Source organism: Silanimonas lenta DSM 16282, assembly GCF_000429065.1.
Lineage (GTDB): Bacteria > Pseudomonadota > Gammaproteobacteria > Xanthomonadales > Xanthomonadaceae > Silanimonas > Silanimonas lenta.
Window position 1 is genome coordinate 63,862 of record NZ_KE386845.1, and the last position, 18,850, is coordinate 82,711.

Here is an 18,850-nt window from a genome sequence, read left to right on the forward strand (position 1 = left end):
GCCTGGCGGCGCGGGGCACCGCAGCTCACATCGTGGCGGTGGGCTTGTCCGAATCGAGGATGCCGGCGAGATGGGTCTCGATCTTGCCTTTCACCGTCTCGGCCTCCGGCGTCTCGGCAAACTGCACGCCGATACCGGCGGCCCGGCCGCCCTGCGCGCCGGTGGGCGTGATCCACACCACCTTGCCGGCCACCGGCAGGCGCTCGTTGCTGTCCATCAGGGTGAGCAGCAGGAACACCTCGTCGCCGATCTGGTAGCGCTTGCTGGTGGGGACGAACAGGCCGCCGCCGCGCAGGAAGCTCATGTAGGCGGCATGCAGCTGGGCCTTGTCTTTCAGCGCCAGCGAGAGGATGCCCTGGCGGGCACCACCGGCTCCGATCATCGTCGCGTCTCCGTCGTTGCCATCAAGGCCCGCCACTCGGCCAGCAGGCCGGCCAGCGCCAGCTCATGGCGCAGGGGCGCGGCGAGCTGCTGGCGCAGGCGGTTGAGTGAATCGAACCACCGCGCAAGCTTGTCGAGATCACCGGGCGGGGTCAATCCGAGCGGTGCCGGGGCACCGGCGGCGGCGCGGGCCAGCGCCAGCGTGGCATCGGCCACGAAGCGCAGGCGCAGGGGCGCGGTCTCGGGCTCGGCGAACCAGTGCTGGCCCGTGGTCAGTGGAGAGGCGATGCCACGCGCCACCGCCGCCCATTCCTTCAGGGTGGCCTCGCGCAGGGCGAGCCCGCCGCCGCGCAGCCAGGCATCGGCCAGGCCCGGGTGGCCCGCGGCGGCCTCCAGGGCCTCGGCGGCGCGGGCGGGCGCATGTCCCCCGGCCTCGAGCCAGGCCAGGGCCTCCGCCCGCGGCGGCAGTGCGAGCTCGAGGCGCTGGCAGCGGCTGCGGATGGTGGCCGGCAGGCGCTGCGGCTCGGCGCTGAGCAGCAGCAGGAAGCGGTTCGGCGCCGGCTCCTCCAGGGTCTTGAGCAGGGCATTGGCCGCCGCGGTGTTGAGCGCATCGGCCGGATCGATCAGCACCACCTGGGCACCGCCGCGCTGGGCCGTCATCTGCATCGAGCCGCTGAGCGCGCGCACCTGCTCCACCACCAGCTCGCGGCGCAGCTTGTCGGTGTTCTCGTTCACTTCGAAAGTGACGAGGCGGAAATCCGGGTGGCTGCCGGCCGCCAGCAGCCGGCAGCTGCGGCACTCACCGCAGGCCGGCAGGGCCGGCGCGGCCTCGCAGAGCAGGCGTGCCGTGAGGGCCTCGGCCACGGCGCGCTTGCCGATGGCCTCCGGGCCGCAGAGCAGCTGCGCATGCCCCAGGCGGCCGGCACGCCAGGCCGCCAGCGCGGCGTCCAGCCGCTGCTGCTGCCAGGGGGCGAGCGGACGGGCCTCCATCAGCCCCCCTCCCCGCGGCGGGCCAGGAAGGCGTCCAGCGCGGCACAGGCATCGCGCACCACGGCCTCCACCGGCTGGGCGGCATCGACCACGGCGAAGCGTTCCGGCTGGGCGGCGGCGCGCGCCCGGTAGGCGGCGCGCACCCGCTCGAAGAAGCCGGCCTGCTCCTGCTCGATGCGGTCGGCCGGGCCGCCGCGGGCCCGGGCCCGGGCGAGGCCGGCGGCCACGTCGAGATCCAGCAGCAGGGTGAAGTCGGGCTGGCGGCGCACGAAGCTGCGCTCCAGCTCGGCCACCAGGGCCATCGGCAGGCCGCGGCCGCCGCCCTGGTAGGCGAAGCTGGCATCGGTGAAGCGGTCGGCCAGCACCGTCTCGCCACGGGCCAGCGCCGGTTCCACCACGGTCTCCACGAGCTGGGCGCGGGAGGCGAACATCAGCAGCAGCTCGGCGCTGGCACTGAGCGCCTGCGCCGGATCGAGCAGCAGGGCGCGGATCGCCTCGCCGGCCGGCGTGCCGCCCGGCTCGCGGGTCTGTACCACGCGGTGGCCGTGGGCCTCCAGGCGTTCGCGCAGGGCCCCGAGCACGGTGGTCTTGCCGGCCCCCTCCCCGCCCTCGAGGCTGATCAGCAGGCCGCGCCCGGTGCTTGCCGCGCCCGCCATCTCAGCGCCCCCCCAGCTGGTAGCGGCGCACCGCGGCGCGGTGCTCGTCATAGGTACGCGAGAACACATGGCTGCCGTCGCCGCGCGAGACGAAGTACAGGGTGTCGCCGGGCAGCGGGCGGGCCGCGGCCTCCAGCGCCGCCCGCCCCGGCATGGCGATCGGCGTCGGCGGCAGGCCGTGGCGGGTGTAGGTGTTGAAGGGCGTGTCGGTCTCGAGGTCGCGGCGCCGCAGGTTGCCGTCGAAGGCCTCGCCAAGGCCGTAGATCACCGTGGGATCGGTCTGCAGGCGCATGCCGAGGCGCAGGCGGCGCACGAATACCCCGGCGATCTCCGGGCGCTCCTCGGCCTTGCCGGTTTCCTTCTCGATGATCGAGGCCAGCACCAGCAGTTCCTCCGGCGAGCGGATCGGCAGGCCGTCCTCGCGACCTTCCCAGGCCTCGGCCAGCGCGCGGTCCATGGCGTCGGCGGCGCGGCCCAGCAGGCGGCTGGCCCGATCGCCCCGGGTGAACAGGTAGGTCTCGGGCAGGAAGCGCCCCTCGGCCGGAACGCCCGCGCGGCCGAGTTCCGCCATCAGGGCGGCATCGTCGAGGCCGGCGATGTCGTCCACCAGCACCGGGTCGCGGGCGATGGCGGCGCGCAGCTCGCGCATCGACCAGCCCTCCACCAGGGTGAAGCGGTAGGTGATCACCCGCCCCTCCACCATCTGCCGCAGCACCGCCTCGGGGCTGGCATTCGGCGCCAGCGCGTACTCGCCGGCCTTGAGCCGGCGCAGGGCATCGCAGCGCCAGGCCAGGGCCTTCCACTCGAGGTCGTGCCCGGCCTCGATGCCGGCGCCCCGCAGGGCGGCGAGGATCTGCGCGAAAGAGGCCCCGCGCGGCACCACCAGGGTGGCCCCCTCCGGGCCCACTACCGGGCGGGCGGCGAAGGCCTCGAGGCGCTGCTGGGCGTAGAAGGCGAGCCCGGCGCCCAGCACGAGCAGCAGGGCGAGGGCCGTGAGGGCGGCACGGAACAGGGAACGGAGCCGGGGAAGACGCATCAGGAACCAGAAAAGCCAGGATGGGAGGCCGCCAGCACGGCGCGGGCCTCGGCGAGGCCCGGCGACTCGCTGGACAGCACCCGCCCGCCGCAGCGACCGACCGGCAGGATACCCCGCACGGCATTGGCGAGGAAAAGCGCCTCGGCGCGGGCGAGGTCGGCCAGCGCGAGCGGCGCCTCGGCCAGCGCCGGCCAGCGCTCCAGCAGCAGGCCGCGGGCGATGCCGGCCACTCCGGCCCGGTCCACCGGCGGGGTGAGCCAGGCCCCGTCCAGCCGCACGAACACATTGCCGCGGGTGGCGCAGACCAGCTGCCCGGCCTCGTCGGCCATCAGGCCTTCATCCAGCCCGCGCTGGGCCGCCTCCCGGGCGCCCAGCACCTGCTCCAGCCGGTTGAGGTGCTTGAGGCCGGCGAGCGCCGGCTGGCGGGCGAGGCGCAGCTCGAGCAGGTCGACCACGAGCGGTGCTTCCGGGGGCGGCGGCAGCGGCGCGGTGAAGCAGGCCAGCAGGGGCTGGGGGGCCGCCGGCGGCAGGTAGCCGCGGCCACCGCTGCCCCGGGTGAGCACCAGCTTGATCACGCCCTCGGGCGCCCGGGCCAGGCCTTCGGCCAGCGCCTGGTCGAGCACGGCCTCGTCCGGCAGCGGCAGGCCGAGGCGGGCCGCCCCTGCCGCCAGCCGCGCCCGGTGCCGCGGCCACCACGGCAGCCGGCCGCGGCAGGCGCGCAGGGTCTCGAACAGGCCATCGCCATACGCAAGGCCCCGGTCGGCCGGGTCGAGCGCCGGCAGGCGTTCGCCGCCCCGCCACAGCCCCACGAGTCCCAAGGCCTCAGCCACCATCGTCCACCCCGAGAGCGCGCAGCAGGCCGCGGGCCTTGGCCCGGGTCTCGCGCAGTTCGCGCCCGGCATCGGAGTCCACCACGATGCCGGCGCCGGCGCGGAAACCGAGGCGTTCGCCCTCCACCCAGAGCGTGCGGATCAGGATGTTGAGGTCGAGGTCGCCGCCCGCATCCAGCCAGCCCATGGCCCCGGTGTAGGGGCCGCGGCCCTCGCCCTCCAGCTCGGCGATGATCTGCATGCAGCGCACCTTGGGGCAGCCGGTGATGGTGCCGCCCGGGAACACCGCGGCGATGGCCTGCCCCGGCGTCACGCCCTCGCGCAGCCGGCCGGAGACATTGGAGACGATGTGGTGCACGTGGGCATAGCTCTCCACCGCCATCAGCTCGTCCACCCGCACGCTGCCCGGCCGGCACACCCGGCCCAGATCGTTGCGCTCGAGGTCGATCAGCATGATGTGCTCGGCCCGCTCCTTCGGATGGCCCACGAGCTCGCGGATGCGCGCCGCCTCGTCATCGCCGGGAAAGCGCGGGCGGGTGCCGGCGATCGGGCGGGTTTCGGCCAGCCCGCCGCGCAGCGAGAGCAGGCGCTCGGGCGAGGAACTCACCACGCTGCCGCCGGGCAGCGAGAACAGGCCGGCGAAGGGAGCGGGATTGTGCTGGCGCAGGGCGGCATGGAGCGCCGCCGGATCGGGGGGAGCGGCGAAGCGGGCCTGCCAGCCGCGCGAGAGGTTCACCTGGAACACATCGCCGGCGCGCAGGTAGGCATGGATGCGCTCCACGCCGGCGAGGAAGCGCCCGGGCGGCTCTTCCTCGAGGGTGAAGGCCGGCAGCGCGGGCAGGGGCGGCAGCGCTGCCCCGGGCATGGCCGCCACGTCGGCCCGGAGCCGTTCGAGCCAGGGCTCGGCAGCCGCCTCGGCCACGGCATAGGCCCGGCCGCTGCTCCGGTCCAACGCCAGGGCCGCCGGGCAACGCAGGGCCGCCGCCAGCGGCAGGCCGCCGCGGAACGCCGGCAGGCGCAGCGTCGGCTCCACCTGCGCGGCGAGTTCGTAGCCGAAGTAGAGCGCCCAGCCGCCGCGGAAGGGCGGCAGGTCAGGCTCGCCCGGGCCCGCCCCCTGCACCGGCCCGGCACCGGCCGACGATTGCCGCAGGGCCGCCTGCGCGGCATCCAGGGCCTCGAGGAAACGCCCCGGCAGCACCGTGCCGTCCTGGCGCCGGGTCAGGCCATCGCTGCCGAGGAACAGGCCTTCGCCCGTGCCGGCCAGCAGCAGGTCCCAGCGCGCCTTGCCGCCGCGGGCCGCCGATTCCAGCAGCACCGGATAGCGCTGCGGGAAGGCGCGCTTCAGGGCGAGCAGGTCGGGGCCTGCGGGAAGCGCGGCGATCGGCACGGGGCGGAAGGCGCGGCTCTCAGAGGCGGCGGAACACCAGGCTGGCGTTGGTACCGCCGAAGCCGAAGCCGTTCGACATGACGAGGTCGAGCGTGGCCTCGCGCGCCACGTTCGGCACGTAGTCGAGATCGCAGCCCTCGCCGGGCTGGTCGAGGTTGATCGTGGGCGGCACCACCCCGTCGACCAGCGCCATGATCGAGAAGATCGCCTCGACGCCGCCGGCCGCGCCGAGCAGGTGGCCGGTCATCGACTTCGTGGAGCTCACCATCATCCGGTAGGCGTGGTCGCCGAAGGCGCGCTTCACGGCGAGGGTTTCCGCCACGTCGCCGAGCGGCGTGGAGGTGCCGTGGGCATTGAGGTACTGCACCTCGGTGGCGTTCGCCCTGGCATCCCTCAGCGCGGCGGCCATGCAGCGCGCCGGGCCCTCGCCGCCCTCGCTGGGCGCGGTCATGTGGAAGGCGTCCGAGCTGGCGCCGAAGCCGGCGAGCTCGCAGTAGATGCGCGCCCCGCGGGCCTTCGCATGCTCGTATTCCTCGAGCACCAGGATACCGGCGCCGTCGCCGAGCACGAAGCCGTCGCGGTCCTTGTCCCAGGGGCGCGAGGCGCGGGTCGGGTCGTCGTTGCGGGTGGAGAGCGCGCGCATCGAGCAGAAGCCGCCCACCGAGGTCGGGGTGCAGCCATGCTCGGCGCCGCCCGCCACCATCACGTCGGCATCGCCGTGCTGGATCATGCGCATGGCCATGCCGATGCTGTGGTTCGCCGTGGCGCAGGCCGAGACGGCGGAGAAGTTCGGCCCTTTCAGCCCCTTGATCAGCGAGAGCTGGCCCGGAAGCATGTTGATGATGGTGCTGGGCACGTAGAAGGGCGAGACCTTGCGCGGCCCGCCGGTATGCAGGTCGATCGCGGTCTCCTCGATGCCGCGCACGCCGCCGATGCCCGAGCCGATCAGCGCGCCGATGCGCTCGGCATTGGCCTCGGTGATCTCGAGGCCGGCATCCTCGATGGCCTGGAAGGAGGCCGCCAGCCCGTAGTGGATGAAGATGTCCATCTTCTTCGCGTCCTTCGGCGGCAGGATCGCCTTGACGTCGAAGTCGCGCACCTCGCCGGCGATCTGCGCGGCGTAGGCGGACGGATCGAAATGGGTGATGCGCCCGATGCCGGAGCGGCCGTTGCGGATGTTGTCCCACGCGCTGGCGAGGGTATTGCCCACGGGCGAGACGATGCCCATGCCGGTGACGACGACGCGACGCTGGCTCATTGCGATGGCTCCACGGAACGGGGGGCCGGCGGCAGGCCGCCGCCGACAAACGAACGCCGCGCCCGGAAGGGCGCGGCGCGGGGCGACGCCGGGTTCAGGCCTTGACGTGCGCCTTGATGTAGTCGATCGCCTGCTGGACCGAGGTGATCTTCTCGGCTTCCTCGTCGGGGATCTCGCACTCGAACTCCTCCTCGAGGGCCATCACCAGCTCGACGGTGTCGAGCGAGTCGGCGCCGAGGTCGTCGACGAAGGAGGCCGAGTTGGTGACGTCCTCCTCCTTCACGCCCAGCTGTTCGACGACGATCTTCTTGACGCGCTCTTCGATGGTGCTCATGGGTTGTCTTCCCTCCCGGGTATACGACGTTTCAGACGCTTGGAATCGGGGCCGGGATCCGTGCGCGTCTTTGCATCGGAACCGCGGTGTTCAGCCTTGCAGGCCGGATTCTATGCCATGTGCATGCCGCCGTTGACATGCAGGGTCTCGCCGGTGATGTAGGCGGCGGCCGGGCTGGCGAGGAAGGCCACCGCCTCGGCGATGTCCTGCGGGCGACCAAGCCGTCCGAGGGCGATGTCGGCCAGCATCTTCGCCTTCGCCTCCTCCGGCAGGTCGCGGGTCATGTCGGTCTCGATGAAGCCCGGGGCCACCACGTTCACGGTGATGCCGCGCGAGCCGATCTCGCGGGCCATCGACTTCGAAAAACCGATGATGCCGGCCTTGGCCGCCGCGTAATTGGCCTGCCCGGCATTGCCGGTGACGCCGATGACCGAGGCGATGTTGATGATGCGCCCCTTGCGCGCCTTCATCATGCCGCGCATCACCGCCTTGCTGGTGCGGAACACCGAGCTCAGGTTGGTGTCGAGGATGGCCTGCCAGTCCTCGTCCTTCATGCGCATGAGCAGGGTGTCGCGGGTGATGCCGGCGTTGTTCACCAGGATGCTGATCGCTCCCAGCTCGCGGCTGATGGCTTCGACCAGGGCCTCGATGGCGGCACCATCGGTCACGTCGAGCACCCGCCCCTGGCCGCCGTGGGCCCGGAGCCGCTCGCCGATGGCCGCGGCCCCGGCCTCGCTGGTGGCAGTGCCGACGACCGTCGCGCCGCGGGCGGCGAGGGTGTCGGCGATCGCGGCGCCGATGCCGCGGCTGGCGCCGGTGACGAGGGCGATTTCACCTTGCAGATCGTTGGCCATGGTGTGAGAAGACAGGGAGACGGACGGAAGTTCGGAGAACGAGGGGCGACGGACGCGGCTCAGGCCGACCACTCGGCCAGCGCGGCATCGAACTCGGCGGGCGTGCCGAGTGCCTTCGCCTCGAGGGCCCTGTCGATGCGCTTGGCCATGCCGGCGAGGGCCTTGCCCGGCCCGCATTCGGCGAGCCGGCCCACGCCGCGCGCGGCCAGGGCCTGCACGCAGCGGGTCCACTGCACCGGGCAGTAGAGCTGGCGCACGAGCGCATCGACCAGCGCCTCGACGTCGGAATGCAGCCCGGCATCGACATTGCGCAGCACCGGCAGCGCCGGCGTGCGCCAGGCCACCGCGCGCATCGCCTCGGCGAGCTCGTCGGCGGCCCGGCGCATCAGCGGGGTGTGCGAGGGCACCGATACCGCCAGCCTGACCGTCTTGCGCACGCCACGCTCGGCGAGCAGGGCCACGGCACGCTCCACGGCGGCGGCATGGCCGCCGATCACCACCTGCCCCGGCGTGTTGTAGTTGGCCGGCACCACCACCTCGCCCTGCGCCGCCTCGGCGCAGGCCGCCTCGACCACGGCATCCTCGGCGCCCAGCACCGCCACCATGGCGCCAGTACCCGCCGGCACCGCGGCCTGCATCAGCTGGCCGCGCAGGCGCACCAGCCTCGCGGCATCGCCAAGGGGGATGGCATCGGCGGCAACGAGGGCGCTGTACTCGCCCAGGCTGTGGCCGGCCAGGGCCACCGGGCGCGGGCCGCCCGCGGCCAGCCACAGGCGCCAGAGGGCCACCGAGGCGGCCAGGAGGGCCGGCTGGGTGAATTCGGTCTGGTTGAGCCGCTCCTCCGGGCCTTCCTGCGACAGCGCCCAGAGATCCACGCCGGCCCCCTCGCTGGCTTCGTCGAAGGTGGCGCGCACCCCGGCATCCCGGGCCGCCAGTTCCCCCACCATTCCCAGGGCCTGCGAGCCCTGCCCCGGGAATACGAACGCCAACGCTTGCGCCATCACGCCACTCCGGCTCTGAACACTCGAGGCGCGCATCATACGGGCGGCCCGGGAAAAGCGTCTGTACCCGGGCGTATGCCAACGCTCAGGCCTGCGCCAGCCAATGGAGACCGAGGGCGGCCCGCCGGGCATCGCCGCCCAGCCGCAGGGCCAGCGCCGCCGGCAGGGCCAGGGCCCGGGCGGTGCGCTGGGCCTCACAGCGCACCGGCGCCGGCTCGAGGGCGAGGGCCTCGTCCAGGGCTGCGCGGAACTGCTCCTCCTCGCCCTCGAAGGCGCGGGCACAGGACTGCACGTAGAGCAGCAGGTCGCGGGCCTGCGCCGCCACCAGCGGCATCACCGTGCCGGGATCTTCCTCAAGATCGATGAAGCCCACCCGCTGGCCGTCCCAGGTGAGGTTACGGGCAAAGGCCTGGCTGGCATGCCCTCCAGCGGCATGCAGGGCGGCGAGCGCCCGGAACCCCGCGCGCAGGGCGGCATGGCGCTCCTCGGCCTGCGGCGAGTGCAGGGCCGAGGACAGGGTGGGACCGAGGTCCTCCAGCACCAGTTCCCGTTCGCCACGCTCGAGGATGGCCGGCACCCGGGCCCCGAGCGCGGCGAGCCGCCCGATCATCGAGTACTCGGTGGCGCAGGCCTGCTCGGCGCTCTGCGCCGCCGGAGCCGCGAGCGCCGGCAGGTGGCGCCAGCCGGCGAAGATCCGAAGCAGGGAGCGGGCGGCGGCCCGCTGAGTGGGGCCGAAGGTCTTGCGCCAGGCCCAGCCCCCGCCGGCGAGGGGCTCGCGCCGGACGCGGGCCGTGGATGCCATCGCCGCCTCAGTAGCGCATCAGGGCCGAGCCCCAGGTGAAGCCGCCGCCGAAGGCCTCCATCAGCACCAGCTGGCCGCGCTGCACCCGGCCCGAGCGCACCGCCTCGTCGAGCGCCAGCGGCACCGAGGCCGCCGAGGTGTTGCCGTGCTTGTGCACGGTGAGCACCACGCGGTCCATCGGCATCTCGAGGCGCTTCGCCGTGGCCTCGATGATGCGCAGGTTGGCCTGGTGCGGAATCAGCCAGTCGAGCTGGTGCCTGTCGACGCCATTGGCCTCGAGCGCCTCGTCGACCACGCTGTCGAGCGCCTTCACCGCATGCTTGAAGACCTCGCTGCCCGCCATCAGCACCCGCAGGCCGGCATTCTTCTCGCCTTCCCGGAAGCCGGCCGACACCCCCACCGGGTTGTACAGCAGTTCCTTCTTGCCGCCATCGGCATGCAGATGGGTGCTGAGGATGCCGGTCTCGGCATCGGCCTTCAGCACCACCGCGCCGGCGCCGTCACCGAACAGCACGCAGGTGTTGCGGTCGCTCCAGTCGAGCATGCGGGTCAGCGTCTCGGCCCCCACCACCAGCGCGGTCTTCGCCGCACCGCTGCGGATGAACTTGTCGGCAGTGGTGAGGGCGAAAATGAAGCCCGAGCAGGCGGCGTTGACGTCGAAGGCCGGGCAGCCGTTGGCGCCGAGCCGGGCCTGCAGCAGGCAGGCCGAGCTCGGGAAGACGATGTCGGGCGTGGTGGTGCCGAGCACGATCAGGTCGAGCTGGTCGGCCGTGACGCCCGCCGCTTCCATCGCCCGCCGGGCGGCCTGCTCGGCGAGGTCCACCGTGGTCTGCCCCTCGGCGGCGATATGGCGCTGCTGGATGCCGGTGCGCTCGCGGATCCACTGGTCCGAGGTCTCGACCATCTTCTCGAGGTCGGCATTGGTGAGGATCTTTTCCGGCAGGTAGCTGCCAGTACCGGCGATGCGCGAATAAACGGTCATTACTCTGGGGCTCCGGTGCGCCCACCCGTTCGCGGGCGTATGGGCGCTTCGAAAAACGAAACGCGGCGGTTGCTACCGCCGCGTCATCGTAGGGTGGGCCGCGGAGCGGGCCTTGGCAAGCCCCGCGCACGCCATCCGGACGCCCGGCGCGTGGCGCCGGGCACGCCGGTCACTCGGCGTCGGCGATCTTCGACCTGGTGTCGATGACCTTCTTGCCGCGGTAGAAGCCGTCGGCCGTGACGTGGTGGCGCAGGTGGGTCTCGCCGCTGGTCGGGTCGGTCGAGAGCTGCTTGGCGGTGAGCGCATCGTGCGAGCGGCGCTGGCCACGACGGGAGGGGGTGACGCGGGATTTCTGGACGGCCATGGGTCAATCTCCGAGGGTCTTGCGGCCTTTCAGCGCGGCGAGCGCGGCGAAAGGATGGGTTCCGGGGTGTTCGTCTTCCACCGCGGCCGCGGGGTCGTTCCAGACCGCCTCGACCTCGGTGCTGCCGGGCTTCACCGGGAAAGCCGGCACCGCGAGGATCAGTTCGTCCTCGACCAGGTCCAGGGGATGCAAGGCACCCTCCGGCCCCACCAGCGCGGGCTCCATGCCGGGCGGCAGGGCGCCCTCCTCCGATTCGTCGGCCAGCAGCCCGAGCCGCTGGCGCACCGATACCGGCAGGAGGAAGCGCTCGAGCGTGCGCTGGCAGGCCAGCGGGAGCTCGGCCTCGGCCACCAGATCGACGGTGGCCTGCCCGGACGGATCCCGGCCGAACTCGATCTCGTAGCGGCACTCTCCCTCGGCATCCGCCAGCAGGCCGGCAAGCCGGGCGAAGGCGGACAGCGGGACGCGGCCGGTGAAGACACGCCGCGAGGAAACCATCCTCCAGGCGTCCACCACGGAAAGCGAGGTCGCGGACATAAGCGCGCTAGGGTAGCCAGCCCCCCTCCCCCTGTCAAACCCGCCACCCCGGCGCCATTCAGCCGCGCCTTGGCGCGATGCGGCATGCGGCGGCACACTGGCCGGGTTCCCCTGCCGGTGCCCCGGATGCCCTCCCTGCTCCTCGCCCTGCTGGCCGCGGCCGGCCTCGCCTTCGCCTTCCTGCTGCTGCGCGCCCGCGCGCGCCGCCGTCACGAGCGCCGGCTGAAGGAGGTGCTGGACCTGGCCGATGCGGTACAGGGCCTGCTGGAGACCGCCGGGCAGCGCATGGACGCCTGGAAAGGCGCGGTGGGCCGCCTCGCCGGCGATCTTGGCAACGGCGCGCAGCGCGCCCTCGACGGCCAGCCGCTGGTGCGCGAGGCCAAACGCGACCTGCTGCAGCACCGGCTGTGGCTGCAGGCCCGCGGGCTTGCCGCCACACCGGCCGAACTCGAGGCCGCGCTCGCGGCCCTGCGCCGGGTGCAGGCACGCCTGGCCGGCGAACTGGCAGCCCTCGAGGACGCCGGGGCGGCACTCACCGAGGCCACCGGGGCCGCGCAGGAGGCCGCGCGCCGCGAGCCCCCCGCCCTGCGCCGTCAGGACGCGGACTGAACGGCCCCGGCAGCGATCGGCCGGATCGTGCAGGCCGCCCCGGCTTCCCCGGCCTCGCCGCGGATGCCGCGGTAGATCCAGAAGCGCTTGCCAGCGCCAGGGCCCGGCACCTCCGCCACCGGCTCGAGGGCCTCGAACCAGCGGCAGGCGCGGCGCAGCCACGGTTCGCGCTCGCGCTCCGGGGTTTCCTCCACCTCGAACACCAGCCAGGCCCGGCGCCCCGGGGCGAGGGCGGCGATGCCGGCCTCGTCATAGCCCCAGGCGGCGAGCTGCGCGGCCCGGCCGTGCTTGTGGTTGTTCCAGTGATCGAGCACGAAGACCTCGCGCCGCCGCAGGCCGAAGGCGAGCTGGGCCGCCGGCATGAAGTGGTCGGCCACCACCGCGTCGCCCGGCGCCACCCGCGGGGCCAGCGCCGCGGTGAGTTCGGGCCAGCCGGCGAAATTGTCCGGGTAGAGCGCCGTGCCCGCGGTGCGCGCGGTGAGCGTCGGACTGGCCGGCACCGCCAGGGCCGCCAGCATCGCCAGCGTGCCGGCGGCGGCGAGCCCGGCCGCCCAGGGTGCGAGCCGGCGGGCGAAGCGGTACCGGGCTTCGTCGAGCATTCCGGGCAGCAGCACCGCCGCCAGCAGATAGGCCGGCAGCGGCCAGTGCAGCGAGAATCGGGCGCGGTCGACGAAGGGGGCGAAGGCGGCATAGAACAGCCAGAGCACGCCGCCCGCGACGGCGAGGAAACGGGCGCCGGGCACTGCCGGGCGGCGCCAGCCCCGCCACAGGGCGAGGGCCAGCAGGCCATAGAGCAGCGGCGTGGTGATGATGGCCTGTAGCAGGGGCTGGGCAAGGCCCCGGGCCTGGAACTGCCAGGGATGGCGGTCGAGCAGATGGAAGCGCAGCCCGGCGGCCTCGGCGCCGAGGTTGTAGTGCAGGAGCGGCCACCAGGCCAGCGCGCCGGCGGCCAGCGCCAGCCAGAGGCGGGGCTCGCGGCGCAGGCCCCAGCCTCCGGCGGCCAGGACGCCCAGCGCCCCGGCCACGAGGAGGGGCAGAAAGCGGTAGTGGGCCAGCGCCCCCAGCCCCAGGGCGAAGGCGAGCTGAACGAAATGGCACGTCGGAATCGCCCTCTCGCGATGGGCGAGCAGGGCGAGCATCGCATCGGCCGCCAGCAGGCCGGCGAAGGTGAGCAGGGCATCGGGCAGGGCGAGCAGGCCCATCGGCACCAGCAGCGGCAGGGGCAGGCTCCAGAGCGCGGCACGCCAGGCCTGTGCCTCGCCGCCGATTCGCCGCGCCATGCGCCACACCAGCCAGGGCAGGGCGGCCCCGAGCAGCAGCGTGGGCAGGCGAAGCCCGAGCGGATGTTCGCCGAGGGCCGCCATGCCGAGCGCGATGGTCGCTGCAATGCCCCCGGGGAGGTCGGAATAGGCCCAGGCCGGATGCCGCGCCTCCCAGGCGTAGAAGGCCTCGTCGCCGAACAGCGGCAGCGTGGCGGCCAGCAGCAGTTTGGCCAGCAGCAGTCCCCCCCAGGCCAGCAGGAACTTCACGCGCAGCGCCGCTGGCGCCATGCCAGACTCGTCTCCTCTCGCCGTCTCCGCGATCCCCATGCACGCCCCCCCGAAATCGGCCGCCATCCTACCTGCCGACGCCCTCGAGGCCCTGCACGCCGCGATCGGGCAGGTGAATGCCCTGGTGCTCGGCAAGCCGCGCGAGGTGCGGCTCGCCTTCACCGCCCTGCTCGCCGGCGGCCACCTGCTGGTGGAGGACCTGCCCGGCCTCGGCAAGACCACGCTGGCGCGGGCCCTCGCCGCCACCCTCGGCCTCGAGTTCCAGCGCATGCAGTTCACCGCCGACCTGCTGCCCTCCGACATCCTCGGGGTTTCGGTCTACGACCAGGGCGAGCGCGGCTTCCGCTTCCACCCCGGCCCGGTGTTCACCCAGCTGCTGCTGGCCGACGAGATCAACCGCGCCCCGCCGCGCACCCAGAGCGCGCTGCTGGAGGCCATGGCCGAGCACCAGGTGAGCGTGGACGGCGTCTCGCACCGCCTGCCCGCCCCCTTCTTCGTCATCGCCACCCAGAACCCGGTCGATCTCTCCGGCACCTTCCCCCTGCCCGATTCGCAGCTCGACCGCTTCCTGCTGCGGCTCTCCATGGGCTATCCGGATGCCGCGGCGGAGCGCGCCATGCTGGCCGGCCGCGACCGCCGGCTGATGATCAACGAGACACTGCCGCGGCTCGGCGCCGAGGACGTGCTGGCCCTGCAGAAGGCGGTGGACGGCGTGCACGCCAGCGAGGCCCTGCTCGACTACGTGCAGGCCCTGCTGGCCGAGAGCCGCCGCCACCCCGGCGTGCGCGTGGGCCTCTCGCCGCGTGCCGGCCTCGCCCTGCTGCGCGGCGCCCGCGCCCATGCCCTGCTGCTCGGCCGCGCCCATGTGCTGCCCGAGGACGTGCAGGCCCTGTTCGTGCCGGTGGCGGCGCACCGCCTGGTGGCCGATGCCGAGGGCACGGGCCGCGATGCGCTGGCCGCCGCCATCCTGGGGGCGGTGAAGGTCGACTGAGCCCATGCCTTCGCCGGACGGCCAGGCCCGGGGCCTCGACCGCTGGCTCGCCCGCCTGCCCTTCGTGCGCGGCCGGCAGCCCGAAGCCCTGCCGCTCACCCTCGACCGCAGGCGCATCTACGTGCTGCCGACGCGGCTCGGCCTGCTCGCCGGCGGGCTTTTGCTGGCCATGCTGCTCGGCGCGCTCAACTACAACAACAACCCCGGCCTGATGCTGGCCTTCCTGCTGGCGGCCGTGGTGCACAACGGCGTGGTGCAGGCTCACCTCCGGCTCTCCGGCCTGCGCCTCGTCGGCTTCTCCGCCGCCCCGGTGACGGCCGGCGAGACGCTCGACGTGCGCATCCGCTTCGCGCCGGGCAGCCGCACGCGCGAGGGCGTGCGGCTGGAGATCGTCGGCGGCCCGGCAGCCCGCCGCGACGACGCAGCCGGCGAATGGCGGCTTTCCGTGCCCACCCGGCGCCGCGGCCTGCACGATCTCGGCCGGCTCAGGATCTCCACCACCCGGCCGCTGGGCCTCGCCCAGGCCTGGAGCTGGTGGTGGCCGGCCCAGCGCCTGCTGGTGTATCCGGCGCCCGAACGCGGCGGCCCGCCCCTGCCGGGCGCCGAGGGCCCGGGCCAGCCGCGGCCCTATCCCGGACGCAGCGGCGAGGACACCCATCACCTGCGCGACTACCGCACGGGCGATGCGCCGCGGCAGATCGCCTGGCGCGCCAGCGCCCGCCTCGACCGGCTGGTGGTGCGGGAATACGAAACCGGCGCCAGCCGCGACGTGCGGCTCGCCTGGGAGGCCCTGCGCCACCTGCCCTACGAGGCACGCATCGCCCGGCTCGCCCGCTGGGTGGACGAGGCCGAGCGCGAAGGCCGCCGTTACCGTCTAGAACTGCCCGGCGAGGTGCTGGGCCCGGCGCGCGGAGCCGAACACCGCCATGCCTGCCTGCGGGCGCTGGCCCTGCTACCGGAGGCCGTGTGAGCCAGGCGTCACCGCCCCCGCTGCTCGTCCCCCCACTGCGCCTGAGCGTGGTACTGGCGGTGCTGGCCGCCGCCCTGCCCCTGCTGCTGCAGCTGCCCGGTACGGCGGCCGCGGGCATCGCCGCCGTGGCCCTGGTCTCGGCCGCCAGCGCCCTGCGCCGTCCGCTGCCGGCCGCGCTGCGGGTGCTGCTGGTGCCGCTGATCGCCGGGGCGGTGCTGGTGGGCTTCGGCTTCCGGGTCGGCCGCGATGCCGGCAGCGCCCTGATGCTCGCCATGCTGGTGCTGAAACTGGCCGAACTGCGCGGGCCCGACGACGCCCGGCGGGTGCTGGCCTATGCCCTGTTCGCCCCCTTCGCCGCCTTCCTCCAGGACCAGGGCCCGCTCACCCTGCTGCTCGGCCTGGCGGGCGCCCTGGCCCTGCTCTGGGCCCTGGCGCGGCTGGAGCGGGCGCCCGAGCCGCCCCTGCCGCTGCGCCGGGAGCTCGCCGGGCTGGGCCAGGCCGTGCTGCTCGCCCTGCCGCTGGCGGCGGTGGGCTTCTGGCTGTTCCCGCGCCTGCCGGGCCCGCTCTGGGGCCTGCCGGAGAATGCCCTGGCGAGCACCGGCATCAGCGAATCGATGTCGCCCGGCGACTGGATCGACCTGATGGCCAACGACCGTCCCGCCTTCCGGGTGCGGTTCGAGGGCCCCGTGCCGCCCATCGAGACCCTGTACTGGCGTGGCCCGGTCCTCACCCGCTTCGACGGCCGCACCTGGCGGCGCAACGAATGGCTGGCCGGGCTGCCCGCCCCGGCGCTGGAGACGGGCGAAGGCCCGGGCATTGCCTACACCCTCACCCTCGAACCCACCGAACGGCGTTACGTGTTCGCGCTGGAATCACCCGCCGGCTGGCCGCCGGGGCTGGTGCTGGGCGGCGATGCCACCCTGGTGGCACGCGAGCCGCTGCGCAACCTCTCGCAGCACCGGTTGCGGGCGCTGCCGGCCAGGCCCTACGAACCGGTGCTGCGCCCGGAATGGCGGCAGGCCCTGCTCGCCCTGCCCGAAGGCTTCAATCCACGCACCCTGCGACTTGCCCGGGAATGGCGGCAGGAAGCCGCGAACGACCACGCCTACATCGGGCGCGTGCTCGGCTGGTTCAATGCCGAGCACGCCTACGACCTCGCTGCCCCCCCGCTTGGCCGGCACACCGCCGACGAATTCCTGTTCGACACCCGTACCGGCTTCTGTGAGCACTTCGCCTCGGCCTTCGTCATCCTGATGCGCGGCGCCGGCATCCCGGCGCGGGTAGTCACCGGTTACGCCGGCGGCGTGCCGAACCGCGTTGGCGGCTACTGGGTGGTGCGGCAGATGGATGCCCATGCCTGGGCCGAGGTGTGGCTGGAGGGCGAAGGCTGGGTGCGGGTGGACCCCACCGCCTACGTGGCCCCGGAGCGCATCTTCGATACGCTCGACCAGCGCCTCGGCAGCGGCCTTGCCGCCCCCCTGCGCCCGGTCTTCGACTTCGGCGACAGCCTGCGCGAGGCCTGGAACCGCTTCGTGCTGCGCTACGACGCCGTGCGCCAGACCGAACTCCTGCAGTCACTGGGCTGGCGCGGGGCCGATGCCCTGGCCGTGGGCCAGGCCTTCCTGCTGGCCGCCGGGCTGGCCCTGGCGCTCACCCTCGCCCTGCTGCTGCGCGGCCGGCCGCGCGAGCCGGATCCGCTGCTGCGCGCCTGGCGCCGCTTCCTGCGCCGCTGCGCCCGGCTCGGCGTGACGAAAGCCGAGACCGAGCCGGCGGGGGTCTTCCTCGCCCGCCTTGCCGAACGGCAGCCCGCCGCCGCCCGCAGCGCCGCGCCGCTCGTCGCGGCCTTCGTGTCCCTGCGCTATGCGCCGCCGTCAGGCACGGCCGACGCCCGGCACGAGCGCGCGGCCCTGGTCCGCGCCCTGCGCCGCTGGCGCCCGCCACGCACGGCGGCCTAGCCCGGCGGCCAGGAAAGGGCGCGGCCAGCGAGCAGATGCAGGTGGATGTGGAACACCGTCTGCCCGCCATCGCCATTGCAGTTCATCACCACCCGGTAGCCGTCCTCGGCGAAGCCCTGCGCCCGGGCATAGGCAGCGGCCGCCAGCATCAGGCGCCCGAGCAGCTCGGCGTGCTCGGGGCCGGCATCATCGAGGGTGGCGATCGGCGTCTTGGGGATGAACAGCACGTGCACCGGCGCCTTCGGTGCGATGTCGCGGAAGGCGAGCACATGCTCATCCTCGTAAACGATGTCGGCAGGGATCTCGCGGCGGATGATCTTGCTGAAGATGGTCTCGGACATGTCGGATCTCCTCACGGGCGCCGGCGAGGATGCCAGCGCCGACGGGGACCGGGTAGCCGGCAGATCCCGCGCCTCAACCCGGCGCCTCGCTGCGCTGGCCGAAGGCATGCGCCAGCGTGCCGCGGTCGACGTACTCCAGCTCGCCGCCGAGCGGCAGGCCCTGGGCGAGCCGGCTCGGCGTGACGCCGGCCGCGCGCGCCATCTGCGCGAGGTAGTGCGCGGTGGCCTCGCCTTCCACCGTGGGATTGGTGGCGATGATCATCTCCCGCACCTCACCGGCACCGAGGCGCTGCGCGAGGAGCTCGAGCCCGAGCTGGCGCGGGCCGATGCCGTCCAGCGGCGAGAGCCGGCCCTGCAGCACGAAGTACAGGCCCCGGTAGCCGGTGGCCTGCTCGATGGCGAGGCGGTCGGCCGGCGTCTCCACCACGCAGAGCACGCTGCGGTCACGCGCCGGGCTGGCGCAGATCGCGCAGACCTCGGCCTCGGAAAAATCGCGGCACTGGGCGCAGTGGCGGATGCCCGCCATCGCCGCCTGCAGGCGCTCGGCCAGCCGCAGTGCGCCCTCGCGGTCGCGCTCCAGCAGGTGGTAGGCCATGCGCTGGGCGCTCTTCGCCCCGACGCCGGGCAGTACCCGCAGACCTTCGATCAGCTGCTCGAGCAGGCTTGCGCCCATGCGCCCGCGACCGCCGCCCGCCGGCTCAGAACAGGCCGCGCAGGCCCGGCGGAATCGGCATGCCGGCGGTCGCCGCCTGCATGCGCTTCGCCGATTCCTCGTTGACCTTGGCCACGGCCTCGTTCAGGGCCACCAGCAGCAGGTCCTCCAGCATCTCGGCATCGCCGAGCGCCTGCGGATCGACGTGCACCCTGCGGGCCTCGAACTTGCCGGAGAGCGTCACGCTGACGAGGCCGCCGCCGGCGCTGCCGGTGACTTCCAGCGCAGCGAGTTCCTCCTGCGCCTTCTTCATGTTGTCCTGCATGCGCTGCGCCATCTGCATGGCCTGCGCGATGTTGCCCTTGAACAT

General features: G+C 73.7%; 22 protein-coding genes. 4 read left to right on the top strand and 18 right to left on the bottom strand.

The window, feature by feature from the left end:
- Window positions 1–25: 25 nt before the first annotated feature.
- From G408_RS0111210 to G408_RS0111275, 14 genes are all read right to left on the bottom strand, one after another.
- A complete protein-coding gene (locus tag G408_RS0111210) occupies window positions 26–379 on the bottom strand; it encodes a PilZ domain-containing protein (RefSeq protein ID WP_028771157.1) in 354 nt (117 codons plus the stop codon).
- A complete protein-coding gene (gene holB, locus G408_RS0111215) occupies window positions 379–1,371 on the bottom strand; it encodes a DNA polymerase III subunit delta' (protein ID WP_028771158.1) in 993 nt (330 codons plus the stop codon). The genes G408_RS0111210 and holB overlap by 1 nt, the downstream gene beginning before the upstream one ends.
- A complete protein-coding gene (gene tmk, locus G408_RS0111220; RefSeq protein WP_051282931.1) occupies window positions 1,371–2,027 on the bottom strand; it encodes a dTMP kinase in 657 nt (218 codons plus the stop codon). The genes holB and tmk overlap by 1 nt, the downstream gene beginning before the upstream one ends.
- 1 nt (window position 2,028) lies before the next feature.
- Entirely contained in the window at window positions 2,029–3,063 is a 1,035-nt protein-coding gene (mltG, locus tag G408_RS0111225) for an endolytic transglycosylase MltG (RefSeq protein WP_051282932.1), read from the bottom strand.
- The gene (gene pabC / locus G408_RS14495; protein ID WP_169719236.1) at window positions 3,063–3,893 is read right to left on the bottom strand and encodes an aminodeoxychorismate lyase; all 831 of its coding nucleotides are present in this window, start codon (window positions 3,891–3,893) and stop codon (window positions 3,063–3,065) included. The genes mltG and pabC overlap by 1 nt, the downstream gene beginning before the upstream one ends.
- Window positions 3,886–5,280 carry an aminodeoxychorismate synthase component I gene (locus tag G408_RS0111235; RefSeq protein WP_028771161.1) on the bottom strand — a complete coding sequence of 465 codons (1,395 nt, stop codon included), beginning with the start codon at window positions 5,278–5,280 and terminating at the stop codon, window positions 3,886–3,888. The genes pabC and G408_RS0111235 overlap by 8 nt, the downstream gene beginning before the upstream one ends.
- 19 nt (window positions 5,281–5,299) lie before the next feature.
- Window positions 5,300–6,538, bottom strand: coding sequence for a beta-ketoacyl-ACP synthase II (fabF, locus tag G408_RS0111240; protein WP_084628245.1), 1,239 nt, complete (start codon window positions 6,536–6,538; stop codon window positions 5,300–5,302).
- 94 nt (window positions 6,539–6,632) lie between these two features.
- On the bottom strand, window positions 6,633–6,872 hold the full coding sequence (acpP, locus tag G408_RS0111245) for an acyl carrier protein (RefSeq protein ID WP_028771163.1): 240 nt from the start codon (window positions 6,870–6,872) through the stop codon (window positions 6,633–6,635).
- 110 nt (window positions 6,873–6,982) lie between these two features.
- Window positions 6,983–7,726, bottom strand: a complete 744-nt coding sequence (gene fabG, locus G408_RS0111250) for a 3-oxoacyl-ACP reductase FabG (protein ID WP_028771164.1) — start codon at window positions 7,724–7,726, stop codon at window positions 6,983–6,985.
- A 59-nt stretch (window positions 7,727–7,785) separates the two neighbouring features.
- On the bottom strand, window positions 7,786–8,727 hold the full coding sequence (gene fabD, locus G408_RS0111255; protein ID WP_028771165.1) for an ACP S-malonyltransferase: 942 nt from the start codon (window positions 8,725–8,727) through the stop codon (window positions 7,786–7,788).
- 85 nt (window positions 8,728–8,812) lie between these two features.
- On the bottom strand, window positions 8,813–9,529 hold the full coding sequence (locus G408_RS14500) for a BUD32 family EKC/KEOPS complex subunit (RefSeq protein ID WP_051282934.1): 717 nt from the start codon (window positions 9,527–9,529) through the stop codon (window positions 8,813–8,815).
- A gap of 7 nt (window positions 9,530–9,536) precedes the next feature.
- Window positions 9,537–10,511: a beta-ketoacyl-ACP synthase III gene (locus tag G408_RS0111265; RefSeq protein ID WP_037413092.1), complete on the bottom strand. Its 975-nt coding sequence runs from the start codon at window positions 10,509–10,511 to the stop codon at window positions 9,537–9,539.
- A gap of 169 nt (window positions 10,512–10,680) precedes the next feature.
- A complete protein-coding gene (gene rpmF / locus G408_RS0111270; RefSeq protein ID WP_028771167.1) occupies window positions 10,681–10,875 on the bottom strand; it encodes a 50S ribosomal protein L32 in 195 nt (64 codons plus the stop codon).
- 3 nt (window positions 10,876–10,878) lie between these two features.
- Window positions 10,879–11,412 carry a YceD family protein gene (locus tag G408_RS0111275; RefSeq protein WP_028771168.1) on the bottom strand — a complete coding sequence of 178 codons (534 nt, stop codon included), beginning with the start codon at window positions 11,410–11,412 and terminating at the stop codon, window positions 10,879–10,881.
- Between the two features lie 126 nt (window positions 11,413–11,538).
- On the opposite strand from G408_RS0111275, the gene G408_RS0111280 reads away from it, so the two are divergent.
- The gene (locus G408_RS0111280; protein ID WP_028771169.1) at window positions 11,539–12,021 is read left to right on the top strand and encodes a hypothetical protein; all 483 of its coding nucleotides are present in this window, start codon (window positions 11,539–11,541) and stop codon (window positions 12,019–12,021) included.
- On the opposite strand, the gene G408_RS14505 is transcribed toward G408_RS0111280, so the two are convergent.
- On the bottom strand, window positions 12,006–13,571 hold the full coding sequence (locus G408_RS14505) for a glycosyltransferase family 39 protein (RefSeq protein ID WP_051282935.1): 1,566 nt from the start codon (window positions 13,569–13,571) through the stop codon (window positions 12,006–12,008). The genes G408_RS0111280 and G408_RS14505 overlap by 16 nt on opposite strands.
- Window positions 13,572–13,608: 37 nt before the next feature.
- Here G408_RS14505 and G408_RS0111290 point away from each other — a divergent pair, with 37 nt between their 5' ends.
- The 3 genes from G408_RS0111290 to G408_RS0111300 are packed head-to-tail and all read left to right on the top strand — an operon-like array spanning window position 13,609 to window position 17,487.
- Window positions 13,609–14,562 carry an AAA family ATPase gene (locus tag G408_RS0111290; protein ID WP_028771170.1) on the top strand — a complete coding sequence of 318 codons (954 nt, stop codon included), beginning with the start codon at window positions 13,609–13,611 and terminating at the stop codon, window positions 14,560–14,562.
- A 4-nt stretch (window positions 14,563–14,566) separates the two neighbouring features.
- Entirely contained in the window at window positions 14,567–15,532 is a 966-nt protein-coding gene (locus G408_RS0111295) for a DUF58 domain-containing protein (protein WP_028771171.1), read from the top strand.
- The gene (locus G408_RS0111300; RefSeq protein WP_084628249.1) at window positions 15,529–17,487 is read left to right on the top strand and encodes a transglutaminase TgpA family protein; all 1,959 of its coding nucleotides are present in this window, start codon (window positions 15,529–15,531) and stop codon (window positions 17,485–17,487) included. The genes G408_RS0111295 and G408_RS0111300 overlap by 4 nt, the downstream gene beginning before the upstream one ends.
- Here G408_RS0111300 and G408_RS0111305 read toward each other — a convergent pair.
- The 3 genes from G408_RS0111305 to G408_RS0111315 all read right to left on the bottom strand — a co-directional run bounded on the left by G408_RS0111305 (window position 17,484) and on the right by G408_RS0111315 (window position 18,850).
- Complete coding sequence (locus G408_RS0111305; protein WP_028771173.1) at window positions 17,484–17,828, bottom strand: histidine triad nucleotide-binding protein; 345 nt, start codon at window positions 17,826–17,828, stop codon at window positions 17,484–17,486. The genes G408_RS0111300 and G408_RS0111305 overlap by 4 nt on opposite strands.
- 73 nt (window positions 17,829–17,901) lie before the next feature.
- Window positions 17,902–18,501, bottom strand: coding sequence for a recombination mediator RecR (recR, locus tag G408_RS0111310; RefSeq protein ID WP_028771174.1), 600 nt, complete (start codon window positions 18,499–18,501; stop codon window positions 17,902–17,904).
- 25 nt (window positions 18,502–18,526) lie between these two features.
- Window positions 18,527–18,850, bottom strand: coding sequence for a YbaB/EbfC family nucleoid-associated protein (locus tag G408_RS0111315; protein ID WP_028771175.1), 324 nt, complete (start codon window positions 18,848–18,850; stop codon window positions 18,527–18,529).